This window comes from Verrucomicrobiia bacterium (genome assembly GCA_036405135.1).
In the GTDB taxonomy this organism is placed as follows: domain Bacteria; phylum Verrucomicrobiota; class Verrucomicrobiia; order Limisphaerales; family JAEYXS01; genus JAEYXS01.
This window is the reverse complement of record DASWYF010000011.1, coordinates 44972-64362: the sequence shown is the minus strand read 5'-3', so window position 1 is coordinate 64362 and position 19391 is coordinate 44972. Positions and strand designations below refer to the sequence as shown.

At 55.8% G+C, this 19391-nt stretch carries 15 protein-coding genes; 10 read left to right on the top strand and 5 right to left on the bottom strand.

What is annotated here, in order from left to right:
- The coding region (locus tag VGH19_05320; GenBank protein HEY1170772.1) for a hypothetical protein at positions 1 to 221 on the top strand (221 nt) is incomplete at its 5' end.
- A 2-nt stretch (positions 222 to 223) separates the two neighbouring features.
- On the top strand, positions 224 to 1738 hold the full coding sequence (locus tag VGH19_05315) for a DUF1501 domain-containing protein (protein ID HEY1170771.1): 1515 nt from the start codon (positions 224 to 226) through the stop codon (positions 1736 to 1738).
- A 192-nt stretch (positions 1739 to 1930) separates the two neighbouring features.
- Here VGH19_05315 and VGH19_05310 read toward each other — a convergent pair whose 3' ends face one another.
- Both VGH19_05310 and VGH19_05305 read right to left on the bottom strand, forming a co-directional pair.
- The gene (locus tag VGH19_05310; GenBank protein ID HEY1170770.1) at positions 1931 to 2386 is read right to left on the bottom strand and encodes a hypothetical protein; all 456 of its coding nucleotides are present in this window, start codon (positions 2384 to 2386) and stop codon (positions 1931 to 1933) included.
- A gap of 19 nt (positions 2387 to 2405) precedes the next feature.
- A complete protein-coding gene (locus VGH19_05305; protein HEY1170769.1) occupies positions 2406 to 2741 on the bottom strand; it encodes a hypothetical protein in 336 nt (111 codons plus the stop codon).
- Between the two features lie 350 nt (positions 2742 to 3091).
- Between VGH19_05305 and corA the strand changes: the two genes are divergently transcribed.
- The 7 genes from corA to VGH19_05270 all read left to right on the top strand — a co-directional run bounded on the left by corA (position 3092) and on the right by VGH19_05270 (position 13212).
- The gene (corA, locus tag VGH19_05300) at positions 3092 to 4090 is read left to right on the top strand and encodes a magnesium/cobalt transporter CorA (protein HEY1170768.1); all 999 of its coding nucleotides are present in this window, start codon (positions 3092 to 3094) and stop codon (positions 4088 to 4090) included.
- Between the two features lie 12 nt (positions 4091 to 4102).
- Positions 4103 to 5365 (top strand): ATP-binding protein, encoded by a 1263-nt coding sequence (locus VGH19_05295; GenBank protein ID HEY1170767.1) that lies wholly within the window; start codon positions 4103 to 4105, stop codon positions 5363 to 5365.
- A 109-nt stretch (positions 5366 to 5474) separates the two neighbouring features.
- Complete coding sequence (locus tag VGH19_05290) at positions 5475 to 6839, top strand: sigma-54 dependent transcriptional regulator (GenBank protein HEY1170766.1); 1365 nt, start codon at positions 5475 to 5477, stop codon at positions 6837 to 6839.
- A gap of 208 nt (positions 6840 to 7047) precedes the next feature.
- Positions 7048 to 8817 carry a glycosyltransferase family 39 protein gene (locus VGH19_05285; GenBank protein HEY1170765.1) on the top strand — a complete coding sequence of 590 codons (1770 nt, stop codon included), beginning with the start codon at positions 7048 to 7050 and terminating at the stop codon, positions 8815 to 8817.
- 140 nt (positions 8818 to 8957) lie between these two features.
- Positions 8958 to 11636, top strand: coding sequence for a S8 family serine peptidase (locus VGH19_05280; GenBank protein ID HEY1170764.1), 2679 nt, complete (start codon positions 8958 to 8960; stop codon positions 11634 to 11636).
- A gap of 51 nt (positions 11637 to 11687) precedes the next feature.
- Positions 11688 to 11969, top strand: coding sequence for a 4a-hydroxytetrahydrobiopterin dehydratase (locus tag VGH19_05275; protein HEY1170763.1), 282 nt, complete (start codon positions 11688 to 11690; stop codon positions 11967 to 11969).
- A 10-nt stretch (positions 11970 to 11979) separates the two neighbouring features.
- Positions 11980 to 13212, top strand: coding sequence for a galactokinase family protein (locus VGH19_05270; protein ID HEY1170762.1), 1233 nt, complete (start codon positions 11980 to 11982; stop codon positions 13210 to 13212).
- A gap of 63 nt (positions 13213 to 13275) precedes the next feature.
- Here the strand turns inward: VGH19_05270 and VGH19_05265 are convergent, their stop codons facing one another.
- The 3 genes from VGH19_05265 to VGH19_05255 form a co-directional block, all read right to left on the bottom strand.
- Positions 13276 to 14430, bottom strand: a complete 1155-nt coding sequence (locus VGH19_05265) for an aminotransferase class V-fold PLP-dependent enzyme (GenBank protein HEY1170761.1) — start codon at positions 14428 to 14430, stop codon at positions 13276 to 13278.
- Between the two features lie 85 nt (positions 14431 to 14515).
- Complete coding sequence (gene hrpB, locus VGH19_05260; protein HEY1170760.1) at positions 14516 to 17098, bottom strand: ATP-dependent helicase HrpB; 2583 nt, start codon at positions 17096 to 17098, stop codon at positions 14516 to 14518.
- 199 nt (positions 17099 to 17297) lie between these two features.
- Entirely contained in the window at positions 17298 to 18005 is a 708-nt protein-coding gene (locus tag VGH19_05255; GenBank protein HEY1170759.1) for a hypothetical protein, read from the bottom strand.
- Between the two features lie 160 nt (positions 18006 to 18165).
- Between VGH19_05255 and VGH19_05250 the strand changes: the two genes are divergently transcribed.
- Positions 18166 to 19341, top strand: a complete 1176-nt coding sequence (locus tag VGH19_05250; protein HEY1170758.1) for a hypothetical protein — start codon at positions 18166 to 18168, stop codon at positions 19339 to 19341.
- Positions 19342 to 19391: the final 50 nt, after the last annotated feature.

Below are 19391 nucleotides of genomic sequence, written 5' to 3'. Positions count from 1 at the left end.
AATGCAGGTCATCAAGGAACTGGACCTGCGTGAAAATCAAACCCAACCAGTTCCTAAAACCTGATGCACTGGCCAACTCAAAATGTGTCCACCATGTCCCCGCACACCTGTCCACCATCTCTCCAGTCTTTACAGGGGCGAGGGTGGAGAGCGTTTTGTCGTTCTGGAAGTTTGATGTTCATCGTCAGTTTGTGTGGGAAGAGTTTTTTCTGAATACCTAGCCATGAAATCGCAGATTGATCCAACGTTGCCGGAGTCGCAGGCGCGGCGTGAGTTTCTCAAGAAACTTAGCGCGGCGGGCTTGGCGGCGATGATGACGGGTGAGGTGTCGGTGTTCGGTGCGGATAAGATCACCCATCCGAAAGCTACGGCGGATACGTGCATCCTGCTGTGGATGGGGGGCGGTATGGCGGCGCCGGATACGTTTGATCCGAAGCGTTATGTGCCTTTCGAACCCGGCACGCCAGTGGCGAAGGTGGAGAGCACGTTCCCGGCTATCGATACGGTGGTGGATGGGCTGAAGATCACGCAGGGGCTGGAAAACATCGCGAAGGTGATGGATCGCGCGACGCTTATCCGCTCGCACATTCAGCCGGATCTGGGGAGCATTTTGCATTCGCGGCATCAGTATCATTGGCACACGGGGTATGTGCCGCCGCAGACGGTGGCTTGTCCGCATATCGGGGCGTGGATGTCCAAGGTGCTGGGGCCGCGTAATCCGGTGATGCCGGCGTTCATCAACATCGGGCAACGGCTGGAGGGAGTGGGTGAGCAGGAGGAATTGAAGGCGTTCACCACGGCGGGTTTCTTCGGCACGGAGTTCGGGCCGATGGTGATCCCATTCCCGGAAGATGCGGTGCAATCGGTGCGGCCGCCGAAGGGGATGGAGCCGGGACGGTTCGATAATCGCTACAGCCTTTACCGCAAGCTCATCGACAAGAATCCGAAGCGTGATTACCTGAGCGATTATCAGCAGGCGTCGATGCTGCGCTCGATGGATAATGCGCATCGGTTGTTGAGTTCACCAGCGGCGAAGGCATTCGACATCACGCAGGAGCCGATCGAGAGCATCCGGAAATATTATCCGGGCTATGAACCGGGTGTGCGGTTTGATGCGGCACGGGATCGCTTTGCGGGGACTTATGAGGCGGGGACGATCGGGAAGTTTGGCTTGGGCTGTTTGCTGGCGCGGCGGTTGACGGAAGCGGGCGCGCGGTTTATCGAGGTGTCCACGGAGTATATCCCGTTCTTCAATTGGGATACGCATGAGAATGGTTACTCACGCTTGGTGGCGATGAAGGAAGCGATTGATGCGCCGATCGCACAACTGGTGCGCGATTTGGAGGAGCGTGGGTTGCTAAATCGCACGCTCATCGTGGTGGCGAGTGAGTTCAGTCGCGACATGATCATGGAGGGCAAGCCGGGCTCGAACGCGAATGATCAGGCGGGGTTCAAGGTGGATACGATCACGGAGATGAAGCATTACGGGCAGCACCGGCATTTCACGGGCGGGTCATCGGTAGTGCTGTTCGGTGGCGGGATGAAGAAGGGGCATATCCATGGCGCGACGGCGACGGAACGGCCATTCGTGGCGGTGAAAGATCCGGTGAGCATCATGGATCTGCACGCGACGATCTTCACGGCGATGGGGATCAGCCCGAAGACGGCGTATGATATCGAGGGACGGCCGTTTTATGCGACGGAGGATGGGCATGGGAAGGCGGTCTTTGGGGGGTGATTTACGATTTTGGAAGTACGATTTACGGGCCGGTTGAGTAAACATCGAACATCGAACATCGAACTCTGAACATCGAATTTGGGAAATGAAGAATGGTTGAGGTGGTCAACCGAATGGGGGCAAACGAATAGGGATTGGATTTGCTTATGAGAGTTGCTGCGGGTTGAGGATAACCCGCGCTCCAAGGGGTGGTCATGGGCTCGCGATCAGTTTTTTGAGGGTGGTGAGGGCGGTGGGGAGTGGTTCTGGTTTGGGATACCAATCTACCTGATCGTTTCGAATGGGGATGAGGGAATGCCAGTCGTCTGAGCGAGTGTAAAAATCTCCATCGCGGGTGAGGAAGGCGATGCAGCGGCCTTCGAAGAGCATGGGCGGTCTGGATTCGAAATGGATATTGCCCAAAACATAGAAGCGGAGGCGGGCGGGTTCGGTGAGGGAGCCTTTAAGCACTTGTTCCACGATGAGATCGGCTTTTTGTTGGGTGACTTGGTTGGTGCGGATGGAGAAGTTTTCCGTGGTCAGGTTGGTGATGGTAACGATAGCGATGATGGGGGCGTTGGAGACGAGTTGGGCGGGGGTGGGAGGAAAAGGTGGAGCGGCGAAGAGTGAGACCGTGAACAAATAGATAAATAGGAAGGTCTTCTTCATGGTGTTTGGTTTCTGTTTCTCATTTGGCTTCAATCTTCTTCACTTCCAGAACCCGGGATCTCGTTTTGGTCTTCAAGTCTTCGGTCTCATGGATGGTGACGGTGATTTTGACGGGGATGTTGGTTTGGATTGAGCCAAGCAAGTTTGGCGGGATTTTGGCGGGAATGTCCTGCATGCCGGTGCAAGTGCGGCAACGGATGAACCAATCCGTGGTGGTGGCGTTTTTGCTGGCGGCTTTGATGAACCGACCTGAGTCTGTGACCGTTACTCCGGGCTTGGAATCTGCAAAGGGTGAAAAGAAATCAGCCTGAGCGAGAACGGTGGCGAACAGTAGGAGGATGAAGACCGGCTTCATGTGTTGTTGGACGGAGAAGGTGGGGAAATGCTCCCCGAAATGCTTTGTGGCAGTGCATTCGCAGATTGTTTGAAAAAGTTATTCACATGGACAGCCAATGTCCTACCCCCCTCTGTTATACTTCCCGCAGAAAAATAGAGATAGGAGGTTAGTATGGAAGAGACGCAGGAGAAAGTGCAGGGAGAAGAATCGAGGACGACGACGAGGACGAGAACGAGGAGGAGAGAACCGCGTCACCGCAATGTAACTGGGACAAAAGGTTACAGGCTTGCGTGTGCTGTTTTAAGGAGTATCCTGTGGGACAAAATGGCACACTCTCCGGTGTAACTTGTTGAGAGAAGGGAATTTATATGATTCGCTCATTGGTCTTCACAACACAAGGCCGCCTGCATAGCAAGGACATCGAGATGTTCCTCATGCCCACGCTGTTGGCGGATACCAATCTGTTCTTGTGGGTGGATCTGGAGAACGCCACGGCGGAGGAGAGCAAGCTGGTGCTGGAGGATATTTTTCACTTCCATCCGCTATCGGTGGAGGACTGCATCATGGTCAGTTCCTCACCGAAGGTGGATGAGTATTCGCCAAAGGAGGGGGATCAGTTCTCACCCTATCTGTTCATGGTGATCCACGCGGTGGATTACAGCCGGAAGGACGGGGTGTTCGATACCACGGAGCTGAATTTCTTCCTCGGGAAGAATTATCTGGTGACCTTCCACGAACAGCCGCTCAAGAGCATCCAGAACACGGTGGACCGCTGTGTGAAGAGCACGGTGCATATCGCGCGCGCGCCGGACCGGGTGGCGCATACGTTGCTGGATGCGATCGTGGAGAATTACAAGCCGGCACTCGATGAGCTGTCCCTGGAGATCGCGGAATTGGAGGATGAGGTGTTGCAGCATCCGAGCCAGAAGGTGTTGAACAAGATCATCCACATCAAAAAGGAAGTGTTTCATCTGCGACAGATCATCGGACCGCAGCGCGAGGTGCTTTCGCGGTTCGCGCGCGGAGAGTTCAAGCTGATCCGGGCGCACTTGGTGCCTTACTACCGGGATGTGTATGACGGGCTGTATCACATCTCGGAACTGGCGCAGAGCTATACGGATACGCTCACGGGCATCTTGCAGGTGTATCTGAACATGTCGTCCAACCAGACCGGTGAGGTGGTGAAGCTGCTGACGATGATCACGCTGATCACGACGCCGATGATGATGATCGGGACGTGGTATGGGATGAACTTCGACGGGATGGCGGAGTTGCATTGGTCGCACGGATACTTGATGGCGTTCATCATCACGATCATCTCGACCATCGCGACGTATGTGTATTTCAAGCGGAAGAAGTGGTTTTGAGGAATTGCGTTAATGGCAGGTTCTAATTCCAACTTTCTTGACAAGGTCCTCGGGCGTCTCGGGCGACTGGACGCGCAGGGCTTGCAGACGGTCGTTGAACGATTGGCGCGGGAACAAAGTTTCTTGGAGACGTTGTTCAATGCGATCGAGGACGGTGTGCTGGTGGTGGATGAGAGCGGACAGATTCTGTATTTCAATGATGCAGCGACGCGTTTGCTCGGCTTGTTGCCGGATACGACGGAAGGGCAGCCGATCAGCCGGATTTTGCCGCAGGTGGATTGGTCGTTAATCGCCAAAGGGGATAATGCAGGCGGGCCGAAGGTGATGCGGCATGAGTTCGAGGTGCGGTATCCGCATGCGCGTTTTGTGCGCATGTATGTGGCGCCGCTGGATGGGGAAAAGACGGGCAGTTCAGGCATGGCGCTGATCCTGCATGATGCCACGGAGGCGCGGCAGCAGACGTTTGAAGCGATCGAGAGCGAGAGGGTGCAGGCGTTGACGTTACTGGCGGCAAGCGTGGCGCATGAGATCGGGAATCCGCTGAACGCACTGCATATCCACATGCAGCTCATCGAGCGGGAGTTGCGTAAGATGAAGGATGGTCACGCGAAGCAGACAAAGCCGAAGGGGTTGCTGCGCAGGCGCGCGGCGAAGGATGACACATTTGATCTGAGCGATAATGTGGAACGGTTGGAGACATTCGTGGGTGTGGCGAAGGGTGAGATCGCGCGGCTGGATTATATCATCACTCAATTCCTGCAGGCGATCCGGCCAACGGAGCCGAAGATCAAGCCGGATTCACTGAATGAAGTGGTGACGGCAACACTGGACCTGCTGGGGCCGGAACTGGAGAATCGCGGTATCCAAGTGGAGCAGGAATTGTTGAAGCCGTTGCCGCAAGCACCGATCGATGCCGCGCAGATCAAGCAGGTGCTGGTGAATCTGATCAAGAATGCGATGCAGGCGATGACGCGTGGAGGCACACTCATCTTACAGACGGGTCGCACGAAAGATGGTGTATGGGTGAGTGTGGGGGATAACGGCATGGGCATCCCATCCGACAAGGTGAACAAGATTTTTGAACCGTTCTTCACGACTAAGGAGAAGGGGACGGGTTTGGGATTGATGATTGTGCAGCGGATCGTGCGGGAGCATGGCGGGCGGATCGAATTGGAGAGTCACCTGGGTGAAGGGACAATGTTCCGGGTGTGGTTGCCGTTGCATGAGCCGGAGCCGTTGTTGTTGGGGGCGGGAGGGCGGGGAAATGACGAATGACTAAATCCGAATGACGAAGGGATGAAAAAATGCTCAAAGAGTTTCAAGTTTTCAGAGGGAAGAGAAGTTGTGGGTAAGGTGAAATGAAATCGAGGACGAAGGCGATAGTATGGTGAAAGCGACTGTTTTAATTGTGGATGATGAGAAGCCGACGCGTGAGGGGTTGCGCGCCGCGTTGGAGGATCGTTTCGATGTGTATGTGGCGGAGGATGCCAGTGCGGCGATGCGGTTATTGGAAGAAGAGCATTTCGATGTGTTGCTGACAGATCTGCGCCTGCCACAGGAGGATGGGATGAAGCTAATCGCGCGGGCGAAGTCTTTGCCCAAGCCGCCGGTGTGCATCCTGATGACGGCGTATGGTTCGGAGGAAGTCGCAGTGGAGGCGATGAAGCGCGGGGCAGATGATTACATCGCGAAGGGGCGCATGCAGATCGATGAGCTGGAGATGCGCATCGCCCGGGCTTTGCGACAACAAAACTTGGAAGCGGAGAATATCTCGCTGCGGCAGCAACTGGATCACAAATACAAGCTGGAGCATATCATCGGTGAAGCGCCGGTGATGAAGGAGATCCTTGAGACGGTGCGGCAAGTGGCGCCGTCGAAGGCAACGGTGCTCATCTTGGGCGAGAGCGGTACAGGCAAGGAACTCATCGCGAAGGCGATCCATCAGCTCAGCACACGGGCGCGCGGCCCCTTGGTCACGGTGCATTGCGCGGCGTTGCCGACGAATCTTTTGGAGAGCGAATTGTTCGGTCATGAGAAAGGCGCGTTCACGGGCGCACATGAGCGGCGCATCGGACGGTTCGAGCAAGCGCAGGGTGGCACGTTGTTCCTGGATGAGATCGGGGAGATCGATGCCACGATCCAGGTGAAGCTGCTGCGTTTTCTCGGTGAGCGCACCTTCGAGCGCGTGGGTTCCAACAAGACGCAGACGGCGGATGTGCGGCTGGTGGCGGCGACGAATCGTGATCTTTACCAGATGGTGAAGGAAGGCAAGTTCCGCGAGGACCTTTATTTCCGCCTGACGGTAGTGCCCATCACGCTGCCTCCCTTGCGCGAGCGCCTGGCGGATGTGCCGTTGCTGGCGAATGCGTTTCTGCGGGAGTTCGCGAAGGAGAACGAGAAGCGGGTGGCCGAAATCAAGCCGGATGCGTTGGAGGCGCTGACACATTACCAGTGGCCGGGGAATGTGCGTGAGCTGCGCACAGCGTTGGAACATGCGGTGGTTTTGTGTCGGAGCGAGGCGATCTCATTAAAAGATTTGCCAGCGACGATCCGGGGGGCAGCCGGACAGACAAACACGCGAACGATGCCAGTTGAGGGAAAACTCTCAGTGAAGGAGGCGGAGAAGGAGGCGATCTTGCGCGCGTTGAAGGAAGCGGATGGAAATCGCAGCGAGGCGGCGAAGAAATTGGGCATCAGCCGGAGGACGCTGCATCGGAAGCTGAACCAGTATCATTTGGAGGGATACTAAGATGAGGAGAAGATTTTGCGGCGTGAAATCGAGAATGAGGAATGGACACCCCTCATCCTCAATCCTTGTCCCCTCCGAGGGGAGAAGGAAGAGCAAGGCGGTATACCACGGGTTAAAACCCGTGGCTATGATTCTGAGCCTCGATAACGCGAGATATGAATGCAAAAAACTGGGTGAGGTATTTAAATTTTAACATCAGGACTTACTCATGGTCGTAAAATTACAAAACTGGATTCATAGCATGGAAGAAGGTGGTGGCGCGAAGGTGCTCAAGGCGGTGCTGGGTGTGCTGGCGTTCGTGGCGATGATGCTGCTCTACAATGTGCGTGAGTTCCAAAATCTCGGCACGCAAGAGGGCATGGAGCAGGCGCAGCTCGCACGGAATATCGCGCAGGGCAAAGGCTTCGTGACGGATGTAGTGCGACCGCTCGATCTCTTCGTGCTGCAAGAGCATCAGAAAAGCGAGAAGCTCGCGGTCACACTGCCACAACCCGATCTGGCCAATGCCCCGGCGTATCCGTGGCTGCTCGCGCAGTGGATGAAGGTGGGGCGATGGAATTACGAGATCAGCCAGGATGGGGAGTTCAATCGTTTCCAGCCGGACCAACAGATCGCGTATCTGAACCAGATATTGTTATTGGTGCTGTTACTCGTGCTCTTTCGTGTGGCGAAAAGATTGTTCGATGAGCAGGTTGCGTGGTTTTCTGTCTTGGTGCTGGGCGCTACGGATCTCTTGTGGAAGTTTTCACAATCGGGTTTGCCGAACATGCTGGCGGCGTTGCTGGTATTGATCGCGGTGTGGTTTATCACGAAGGCGGAACTGGGAACACGGGAAGGCCAATGGCCGTTGTGGAAAACATTTTTCCTGCTGCTCCTCGGCGGTGCCGTGCTGGGGCTGGCGGGGTTGACACTGTATGGTCTGGTGCTTCTGATATTACCCGCGATGGTGTATGTGTTCCATGCGTTTGAGCAGAGGCGGGCGGTGTTGATGATCGCGTTGTTGATCGGGTTCGCCGGTGTGCTGGCACCTTGGGTGCAGCGAAATATGGCTGTCTGCGGCAAGCCTTTTGGCACGGCGAGCTATGCGGTGTATGCGTCTTCATCATTTTTTCCGGGAGACGAGCTGGAACGCGCCTTGAAACCGGACGACGTGAGTGTGGCGGCTGACTTGGGCAAGTACGGTGTGGAAGCACACTGGGAAAAACTGACTGGTAACGTGGAGAAGGTGATCGTGACCGATCTGCCACGCTTGGGCGGCACCTGGTTGAGCGCGTTCTTCCTTGCAAGTTTGTTGCTGCCTTTCACGCGGCCGGCCTTGGTGAAACTGCGGTTATGGGTGGTTTTGAGTGTGGTCACATTGATTGCAGTGCAGGCCTTGGCTCGTACGAATGCGAGCAGTGTTTCTCCGGAGGTGAATGGAGAGAATTTGCTGATGGTGCTTGTGCCGCTCATCGTGATGTTTGGCGCGGGGATGTTCAATGTGCTGGCGGACCAGTTGAAGCCGGTCTTCGATCCCGGCCGCGGTGTCATCACGGGCGGGTTCATCTTCATCTTTAGTCTGCCGCTGCTGTTGAATCTGCTCACGCCGCGTTACAGCGCATGGGTGTACCCGCCGTTTCATCCGCCGGTGATCCAGCAGGCGTCGGCATGGTTGAAGCAGGATGAATGGATGGTGAGCGACATGCCGGCGGCCGTGGCTTGGTATGGGCAGCGGACGGGTTTGCTGATTCCGCGGGATTTCACTGAAGAGTTCACGGCGATCAATCAAGCTAAGCCCCTGAACGCGCTGTATCTCACGTCTATCTCCCTGGATCGCAAGTTGTTGACGGAGATGTCGGGTAAACAGGCGGAACCTTGGTCGGAGTTTGGCTTGAACACGGTGATAAAGGGGGAGCTGCCGGACGGCTTCCCGCTGAAGCATGCATATGCCGACTGGTTCCCGTATCAGCTTTATTTGTCGGACAAACAGAGGTGGTAATTTTTTTTGCGGGGTAAAAGGTCCGCTTATGCGGGGATTAACCGCTCTGAAATACCGCTGGCAGAATGCGTGGGGACAGGTTACGGTCCTGCCTGCCCAAATTTTTGCGCACACAAAATGGGGCGTTGTAACTAGCGTAAATGAAAAGTCGTAAAGGTTGGAGGCCGATAAACCGCCTCGTCACGTTGCTGTTCACCAGCAGTTTGCTGACCGTTGCCCAAGCAGCGGAGAACTGGCAATTCCGCGAGCCTCGCGAGACCCGTTATGTGAGCGACGCCACACCGATGGGACTGCAAGGGCCGGCCGCGGCTACTTTGGAAGTGTATCCGGAGGATAATCCCGCCTATCGCATTGAAGTGACCAAGGGTGTGGTCCTGCGCGTCCGTCAGGCTGGGAAGATCAACGAAGTCCTGACGAAGAGCTCCTTGGTACGGGTTCGCCAGATAGATGATCGCACTTTAGTGCTGGAAGCTGCGGATGCCTGGACCGCTGCCCGTGAAGCCGCCCGTCTGGCCACTCTGCCGGAGGTGGAGGTAGCAGCACCCGTCTTCCGTCGTCCGATGGCCTTGCATGGCCCTTACGCCGCCCGCTCGAACGATACCTTCATGCCGAATCAATGGCATCTGGAGAATCGCGATGCTGAAGGCGACTCCGGTGGAGCGGATATCAACATCCGTGCTGCCTGGCCACTGGCCAAAGGTGCCGGGGTAACGATATCTGTGGTGGATGAAGGCGTGGAGACGGCACATCCCGATCTGGCCGGGCGCACCTCCGGGGCACCACACCGGAACTTTCATGTGGATACGAATAACGGCGATCCCATGAATCTGAACTTAAATTTTCATGGCACAGCGGTCGCCGGTTTGATCTCAGCGGATACGGATAACAGCCTCGGTGTGGCAGGTGCCGCACCTTTGGCAAAGCTCGCGAGTTGGGTCATCTTCAATGGCAGCGGTGCCATCGCGGACGATGGCCAGCTAGCGGCGATGTTCAACTACGTCCCCGATCAGGTGTATGTCCAGAATCATAGCTGGGGCGGGTTGGCCAACTTGCTGATTGAACCGTCATTTGTTGAAGCCCTGGCCCTTAGTGATGCGACCACCGCCGGGCGTGATGGCAAGGGTGTGGTGATGGTGCGTGCGGCGGGAAATCATCGCCTTTCAAATGGCAACGTGAACGATGATGCCTACGCTTCCTCGCCGGATGCGATCGCCGTGGGAGCGGTCCGTCTTGATGGGCGGGCAGCCAGCTATGGCAGCCGTGGAGCGAGCATTCTGGTGAGTGCTCCCGGTGGAGATACGGACCTGAAGCTGATGACTACCGATCTCACCGGGACCAAAGGGTATAACCAGTTTTCATTCACTGCCGATCAGAACAATTATGCCTTCGGCAGTGCCGGTTTTTCCGGAACTTCTGCCGCCACTCCGCAAGTGAGCGGCATCGTGGCGTTGATGCTTTCCGCCAATCCAGAGCTTAAAGTTCGCGATGTTCAGCACATCCTGGTGCAGTCTGCGCGGCACATCAACTTCGCTGACCCCGCCATTCAGACGAATGGCGCAGGCTTCACCACGAGCGATAATGTAGGCTTTGGCATTGTGGATGCGGGTGTGGCGGTGAAACTTGCCCAATCATGGTCAAACCAGCCGCCACGCACCACCGTGACGCGTCCTCCCTACATCGGTGGAGTGGCCATTCCTGAGACGGCTACGCGGCTGAATATACTGGGGCCAAATGTGCCGGTTGAGATTGCCTCTATACAAGCATATCCCACTGATGATGGTCCCCGGGTGGATAAACCGATGACAGCCTTGCCGATAGTTTATGTCGGTTACGCAACTAATGTTGTCACTGAGGATGTTCAGGGAAAAATCGCATTGATTCAACGTGGTCCTGGCCGCGATTCTGCTAATCCGGCGTTGACCTTTAATAGTAAAATAAACCGTGCTGCTGCGGCTGGTGCGAAATTCGCCGTTATTTTCAGTGATTCAAATGTGGTGGAACAAGTTTACGCAGATGTGGAGTTTACTTCGCCGATACCGGCAGTTTATATCAATCGTGAGCCAGGTTTGGCTTTGACTAACTATCTTTTCAACAATCCGTCAGCGACGGCTTTGTTGCAGGTTGAGCAGGGAACGCTGACCTTCACTGTGCCTGATCAATTGGTCTGCGAACATGTGGCCATCAAACTCATGATGGATGACCTGAACCAAACTGTGCGGTTGCGCCGGTCTGATTTGCGCATCACGCTCACATCCCCTTCTGGCACCATCAGTGTTTTGCAGGCGGTGAACAATTCTTCCAGTATCGGGCCGGTGGAGTGGACATATCGGACAGTGCAGAACTTTTATGAGCCATCCAAGGGGAATTGGACGCTTCAGATCACGGATGAAATCAGTGAAGACACAGGCCTGCTGACCTATGCGGAACTCATCATCAACGGCATTCCCATCACTGACAGTGATGCTGATGGCCTGGATGATGGCTGGGAGATGACGCACTTCGGCAACCTGGCTCAAAGGGCCAAGGATGACACGGATGGCGATGGCTGGCAGAACGCCCGTGAACAGGTTCGCGGAACTGATCCTACCGTGAATGATGAGGCTTTTGCCATCAATGTTTCTCCGTGGAACGCGAACTTGCTGCGCCTGAGCTGGGAAGGTGCGGCCGGCACGACCTACACCGCCAGGAAGTTTACCGGCACGGCGTTCACCCCCACCGTGCTGACGAACATCACGGGAAAATTCCCCGTGACGGAATTGTTCCTGCCTTACGCAAATACGAACAGCGGATTTATCATGCTGGAACGGCCTGCTCCCTGATCAGGCGTTTTCTTAAGTGACCTCCCAGCAGGTTTGTGTCAATTTTTCGCCATGGCAAAACTCACGGCTGACCAGATCAAAGAAGCGCTGGTGAAGGTTCCTTCTTGGCAACGGGATGGTCCCGCCATCCGCAGGACTTTCGCGAACAAGGATTTCAAAGCGTCCATCAAGTTCGTGAATGCCGTGGCCAAGGTGGCTGACGCTGCCGATCACCATCCGGATATCGAAATCCAGTGGGACAAGGTCAGTCTTCGTCTCACCACGCATTCCAGCGGCGGATTGACGGCGAAAGATTTCGAGCTCGCCGCCCGGCTCGACAAGCTCGTCAAATAACGGTGTCGCCATGCGCCGCCCGTTCGATGTCAAAACGGTCTTCAAGCGCGCTTTCGGATACACTCCGCCGCGAGTCATCAATGTCCCTGGCCATGTAGAACTGCTGGGTAACGGAGATGTCTTCAATCGCGGCATGGTCCTTTCCCTTGCGGTGGACCAGTATTGCTCGATCGCCGCATCTCCTCGTACGGACGGCCGTGTAGAGGTTGTTTCCTCCGCTTGTCCAGAGAAGCGTGAGAAATTTTGGATCAGCGATTTCGCTCCTAATCCTGATACGCCTTGGGCTAATCCGTTAAAAGGCGTGCTGGCCCAACTGCGGAAACGCAACGTCCACTTCGGCGGTTTCACAGCGGCTTTTCATGCTGCGTTTCCTCCGGGACTCGACCTCGGTGTGAATGCGGGACTCGCGGTTTCCACTGCGTTGATGGTTCGTGCGCTCTATCCCTATCGTTTGACAGAAGGCGGCAGTGCACGCCCACCGCAACGCGATCGCGCCGGTGAACTCCCGCCGCTCGCTGCCAAAGAACGCCTTTACGCTGCACGCATGTGCCAGGCTGCCGTTGCTACATTTGCACCAGAAGCGGATGATGTGCTGATCGGTGCGTTGACTGCTCTGCAAGGCCGCGAATTTCACGCCATGCAGGTCGATCTCCTGCACGCGACCACCGAGGCATTGCCGTTGATCGGCGAATTCTGCGTTATCCTTTGTGATGCGGGTCCATCCGATGCTAAACGCGGCGATGTGAAGGAACTGCGCGAGTCATGCGAATCCGCTGCCAAGAAACTGCACGCGAAGTCACTTCGTTCCATCGAGCCGCGTTACCTCTCACGAAACAAAGCGCTGCTCACTGAGCGTGAACATGCCTGCGCCTATCATGTGGTGGGTGAGAACACGCGCGTGGCCTTTACCGATCGTGCCTTACGTGAGGATGACCTGGGCCAGCTTGGCTTCTATCTCAATCAGAGCCATGAGAGCGCGCGTGATTTCTACCAAACCACCACGCCCGATCAGAATCTGCTCATGGAACTCGCGCGAGACATTCCTACCTGCATGGGCGCACGTGCAACGGGTGGCCATTGGGGCACCATGACTGTGAACCTTGTCTCCTGGTCACACACAGATGAATTCATGAAAACCATGCGCGCGCGTTTTCAAGAAAAGACCGGCCGTGCCCTGAATGTGGTCCGCTGCAAAGTCGTAGACGGCGCTGAGATGCCCAAACGACGCACAGTGCTGTTCTAGGAGCGCGACTCGCCGAGTCGCAGCAATGCTCAATCAGTCTGAAGTGCTAATTTGATTGAGTGCTCAACCCAACAGCTTCACCAATCGCTCCAATTCCTCATCCGTATTATAAAAATGCGGCGAAACCCGCAGATACTGCTGCCCCTTACGATCCACACGCAGTGACGTCTGCACGCCGCTCTCCATCAGCTTTTGATGCAGTGCCGTTAGGTCGGTTCCAGCTTTTTGGAACGTGACGATGCCGCTGGAGTTCTGCGGAGCCGCGTCCGCATACATCACGGTGAAACCCTTCTCCTGCAACTTCGGCACCAGATACGCACGCTTGCGCAATAACTCGTGCCCGATGTTCTCCACGCCTGTTTCATTGATTAGTTGCAGCGCCGCGTGCAAACCGGCGATGCCCACCAGGTTATTCGTGCCCGCTTCATAACGTCGCGCATCATTACGGAACGCGATCTGTTCCTGTGCCACGAAATTCGGGTTCTTCACATTATGCCAACCGTAGATCGTCGGCATCACACGATCCTGCAATTCCCTCCGCACGTAGAGAATGCCGGCGGAGCAGGGGCCGAGCAGCCACTTATGTGCATCCGCCGCGAGGAAATCGATGTATTCAACAGTGGTTGGAAATGCCCCCAGCGTCTGGATGCCATCCACGCAGAAAAGAATATTCTTGGCGCGAAGCTGTTTGCCCAGCGTCTCCAATTCCACCCGCCAGCCCGTGATGAAATGGCACGAAGCGATCGCTACCATGCGCGTCTGCTCATCGATCTGCCCCATGATATCCGTCACGCGCAGGCGGCCCAATTCACGGATGTTCAAGAAACGAACCTCCACGCCACGATCCGCCAGCGTCATCCACGGATAAACATTCGAAGGATAATCATCGAAATAAACGACCACATTGTCGTGCTTGCGAAAATTCAACCCATTCGCGATGAGGCTTAAGCCTAATGAAGTCGGTCCTACCAGCGCGATCTCCTCCGGCTTGGCATGAAGCAATGTCGCTGCTGCCTCGCGCGTCTTCGTCATCAATCCTTCCGGTTGCGCCATCTCCTGATCGCCCTTGGTGCAGTTCGCCGTGTATTCCTGCATGGCCGTCGCCACGCGCTGAGGCAGCGGACACACCGCTGCATGAGCGAGAAACGCCTTGTCCTTCGTCACCGGAAACTCCCGCTGACGCAGGGCTTCATCATTCAAAACCGTCGTGATATCCATTATGGAAACAGCTTACTCCAGAATGCTTTTCGAAAACAGGGAATAGTAATAATAGTGAGGCAGGCGCCCCTGCCTACCGATGGGTTCATCTCCACTCATGACGCGGATACCGCCGCTGCAACTCTGACTTGATCCGTGGATAATGCTCCTTCCAGAAATTTGGCAAATCCTGCGTGACTTGGATCGGTTTCCGTCCCGGCGTGAGGATGTGGCATGAGAGTGTCACGCGCCCCATTGCGATCTTCGGCGTCTGCCCCACATCATACAGATCTTGGATACGCGCCTCGATATACGGCGGCCCATCCGCCACGTAAGTCACCTTCGGCTTGCGACCGTTCGCGAATTCCAACCGTTCCGGCGCATGCTTCTCCAACATGCTGTTCTGTAAATGGCTGAGCCAGCCCTTCACCTCGCCTTTGACTGCTACCGCCCGGACATCTTTGTAACCGAAACAACCGTAGCAAAGTTGCTCGATGAGATCTTTCCTGTCTGCCTCTGTGATGACCGGCAATTCAAATTCCGGACACCATTCGCTCAATCGCTTCAACCGCAAAATCCACTGATCCACGCTTTCATCCCACTCATCGAACTGCACCCGCCCCGCCATCACATCCGCTGCCAAAAGCCGCGCCGCTTCATCCGCTGGCGGAGGTTCTACGCGCCGTTTCTCCAAGGCGAGCCCACGGAATTGCAACTGCTCTTCCGCTGCGACACGCTTGGAATTGTTATCAAAGTAAACGTGTAGTTTGCCGGTGATATCCTGCGGGAAAAGCTCGCGTAACCACGCCGGATTCACCGCCGTGATCTGCGAAAGAATTGTGCTGATGTTTCCACCTTGGCTGCCCACTTCACTAACTTCGGCCGCCACGATGAGCGGACTGCCTTGCACCAAACTCTCTCGCGCCAGTTCACCCCGTCGACCATGGACCAATTCGCACCGCCGTGAACTGGTATCGAGACGACGCCCTACGCGATCCGAGAAAGCAACGAGCAAACACTTCTGCAACACTTCATCAGTCGCCGCCTTCGTCTGCGTGTTCAAACCTTCGCGTTCGGCGATGCGCAGGAAGTTATCGCGCAGTGGACCCACTTGCCGCCCCGTGGCCATGTGCAGCCCATACTTGCGACAGATCTCCGGCCTGAAATCCTGTTGCGAAGCCTGCTTCCACGCCCGCATCAGCAGGAAGAAATCACTCGCCGGATTATTACCCAATAAATCCTCACGCGCTTCCGCCACCGCTTGCTCTGGATTGCGCAACAACAGATCACGTCCTTGCGTGAGGGCCGCAATCAAAGCCGCTTCCGGCACGCAACCGAAGTCATCAGCCGCCAAGAGCAATCGCGCATAACGCGGATGCATCGGGAAAGCGAGCATGCGCCGCCCTAAGCTCGTGATGCGCGTGAGTATGTTTCCTTCCACTGCTTCCAAGGCGCCAAGGTCCAGTAACAATTCCTCCGCGTGCTCCAATGCCGCATTATCTGGCGGCTCCAGCCAACGGAAGGCGCGTAGGTCATCCACACCCGCTGCTTTCAAAGTCAAAATGACTTCGGCCAGATCGAGCCGTTTGATTTCCGGCAATTCTTGCGGCGCACGATGCTTGTGTTCGTCCTCCGTCCACAGGCGGACACATTCACCCGGTGCTGTGCGGCCCGCGCGACCAGCCCGTTGATCCGCCGCCGCGCGACTGATGCGCTCGATGAGCAGCGTGTTGATGCCCCGATGCGGATCATACTTCGGGATACGTGCCAGCCCGCTATCAATCACCAACCGGATGCCATCGATCGTGAGTGACGTCTCCGCCACATTGGTCGCCACCACCACCTTCGGCTGTCGATGCTTCGCTACCGCGGCGTCCTGTTCACGTGGCGGCAATTCTCCGTGCAAAGGCAAGAGCACCCGACCACGCGCTTCCGGCAATCGTCGTAAGGCCTCGATCGTCTGTGAAATCTCGAACCCACCCGGCATGAAGATGAGCGCATCACCTTCACCACCGCGCCCGGCGAAATCCGCGAACACCTCTGCCGCCTGCTCCCAGATCGGCTGACGATTCGTATAGCTCGGCTTGTCCGTATAGCGGATATCCACCGGATACGTGCGCCCCTCGGAAGTCAGAGCGCTGAAGGTCGGCCCAGTCGGCGCATTCTGCCGCCATTGGCTCAAATACTTTCCGAGCAATTCCACATTCAGTGTAGCAGACATCACCACCACCCGCAGATCAGGCCGCGTCGTCTCCTGTAGATCCAGCGCGCGTGCGAGCGTGATATCCCCATACAGATGCCGCTCATGAAATTCATCGAAGAGAATGACCGAGATGCCCTTGAGCTGCGGATCAGCGATCATCTGCCGCAGCAAAATACCTTCCGTGACAAAGCGGATGCGGGTGGCCGCACTCGTCTGATTCTCAAAACGGATTTGATAACCCACCTCGCGGCCCAGCGGAACATCCAGTTCCTCTGCTACTCGTGCTGCGAGCAATCGTGTTGCTAGCCGACGTGGCTGCAAAACGACTGCCTGCCCGTCCTTCAGCAGATCATGGCGCAAGAGCATCTGGGTCACCTGTGTGGATTTGCCGGAGCCAGTGGGTGCGGATAAAATGATGCGCCGCTGATCCTGCAATCGCGCGATCAGCTCGTGCTCGATGTCATAAATGGGCAGCGCACTCGCCATGAGGGCGCATACGTTAGCGGGTTATGAGATAGACGCCAGCCTGCTGTGCAGGAGCACGGCATTCATGCCGCTTAAATTCTCATAAGCAAAGATGGTAGGATGTTTACCACAGGGAAGAACTTATACATGGATGTCAACATGCAGAGCATCCTATGCCTGATGATATCTGAATATTTAGGCGGGCATGAATGCCGCGCTCCTATTGCCTCTGCAGCGGCTTGCCTGGCACCGGACGCTGGGGTGGTGGCGTAGTGGGCTGTGGCTGCGGACGGTTGCCGAAACTCTTATACTGCAAATGTATATTGATAGCACTGGCGAGAGACCGGCTTGAAGTATCGTGAATGGCCAAACCTTCGTAACGCTTGCCGATCTGCCACACGTTATCTGCATTGATGAACACAAGGCGATCACGCGCACCTTCATCGAAATAAAAAGTCTGCCCGTCTTCGCTTAAGCGCACTGGCACTAGAATCTTGGTGCTGGGACTGCCAAGTTGGACGAATTCGATATCCTTCCGCTGACCGCGCAGAATCTCAAAACGCACCGGCTCATACGCGCGATGCTTGCTGAAATTCACCAAGCCCCCTTCGATTGTCACGGTGACGATATCGCCATAGCGTGCGTGTGCATAAAGAGCTGCCAGCCGCATCTCTTCTACACGGGAGCGTTCGGCGGCTTCCAAGCGTTGCTTCTCTGCGAGTGCTGCCTGTTCTTTACGCCGCTGCTCATTGATGATCGCCTGTTCGCGTCGCCGCTCTTCATCGATCAAACTTTGCTGACGTCGGTATTCTGCCTGTTGTTCCGGCGGCAGTGCTTCCCATTCAACTTTTGAGAGGCCCATCGGATAGCTTTGGCAACCGACAAGGGTGACCAAGACGAGTGCGAGCATCGGGAGTTTCATATCCATGGCTGATTGATGACGTATTTATGGACGATGGAGCGGGGCCGTCCATTCAAAACTGGCAGGTTTGACTGCTAGAGCCATTTCCGAAATTGATTCTGCCAGTCCTTTGCGTATGCTCACGACCAGTTCAACCCAGCAAGATCGAGGCGTCGAAGGAAATCAAATGACGAGCACGATTGCATATATCTCGGATGGGCGCTTGCGTCTCAAGCAAAGTGACGGAGAGCCGCGCACAGTGGAGAGCCGCTACGGCGAGAAGATCAAGGAAGGCGTCTTGAAGGGGCGCGAACGTCACGCGTGGAAGATGAATGCGCAGAGCACGTCCTTCCTGTATGGCGAGGCGCTTTGGGGTGGAAATGCGAGGGATATCAATTCCGTGCCGTTGAACATCACCAGCATCTGCCGCGGACAGGAGCCGGGACAATTTCTCTACTCGCTCCAGAGCGAATCCCTTTGCGGCATCTTGAAAGTGGAGAACCACGGTGAGGAGGAAAAACGTCTTTGGAACAAACATGATCAACGCATCCGTTTCCTCGATGTAGGTGCGGATGGTCGCATCGCGTGCAGCCTGGAGAACAAGCTGGGCACGGCTGATGTTGGCATCATGTCCACAGAAGGTGGTTTGCGTCAGGTGACGGAGGGCGATTCTTTGGATACAGCTCCGCGCTGGGTAGGCGGTTCATCCAGTCGCATTGTTTTCCAATCTGCAGGTATCGGGCGTGATCGCGAGGGGCACATGGCTGGCGTGGGACCGTTCTGCGTGGAATTGCTCGATCTGGAAACGGGTGATATGACCACGCTCGTGCAGCATCAGGATACGGACTACCTCACGCCGCAGATGGATGCAAAACAAACACTTTATTGCATCCGCCGCCCTTACCGCACGGGGCCGGAAGTGAAGCCTCTGCAACTGGCAAAGGATGTCGTGCTATTTCCCGCACGGATGATCTACGCCGTCTTCCAGTTTTTCAACGTGTTCAGCCAGTTCTTCGCCGGGAAGAAACTGACCACGACAACTCCTGGTGGTGCGCGCCAGAAAGAAGTGCCGCGCTCTTACATGGTGGTCTGGGGAAATTACATTGATTCCCAGAAGGCTGATGGGAACAAGGAAGGCGACGATCTGGTGCCGGCTTCATGGGAACTCATCCGCATCAAGTATGGCCACAAACCCGAAGTGCTGGCGGATCATGTGCTGTCCTTCGATCTCAGCCCGGACGGAACTGTGGTTTATACGAATGGCTCCTCCATTTTCCAAATCTCGCCGGATGGTAAGAAGGAGACGCTGGTGAAAGATAAGATGATCGAGCAGGTAGTTTTTCTTACGAAGTTGGGTGCTTAAGTTGCTGGATGTCGATGCACACTAGTTTGCTGGATGGCAGCTGATTGGAG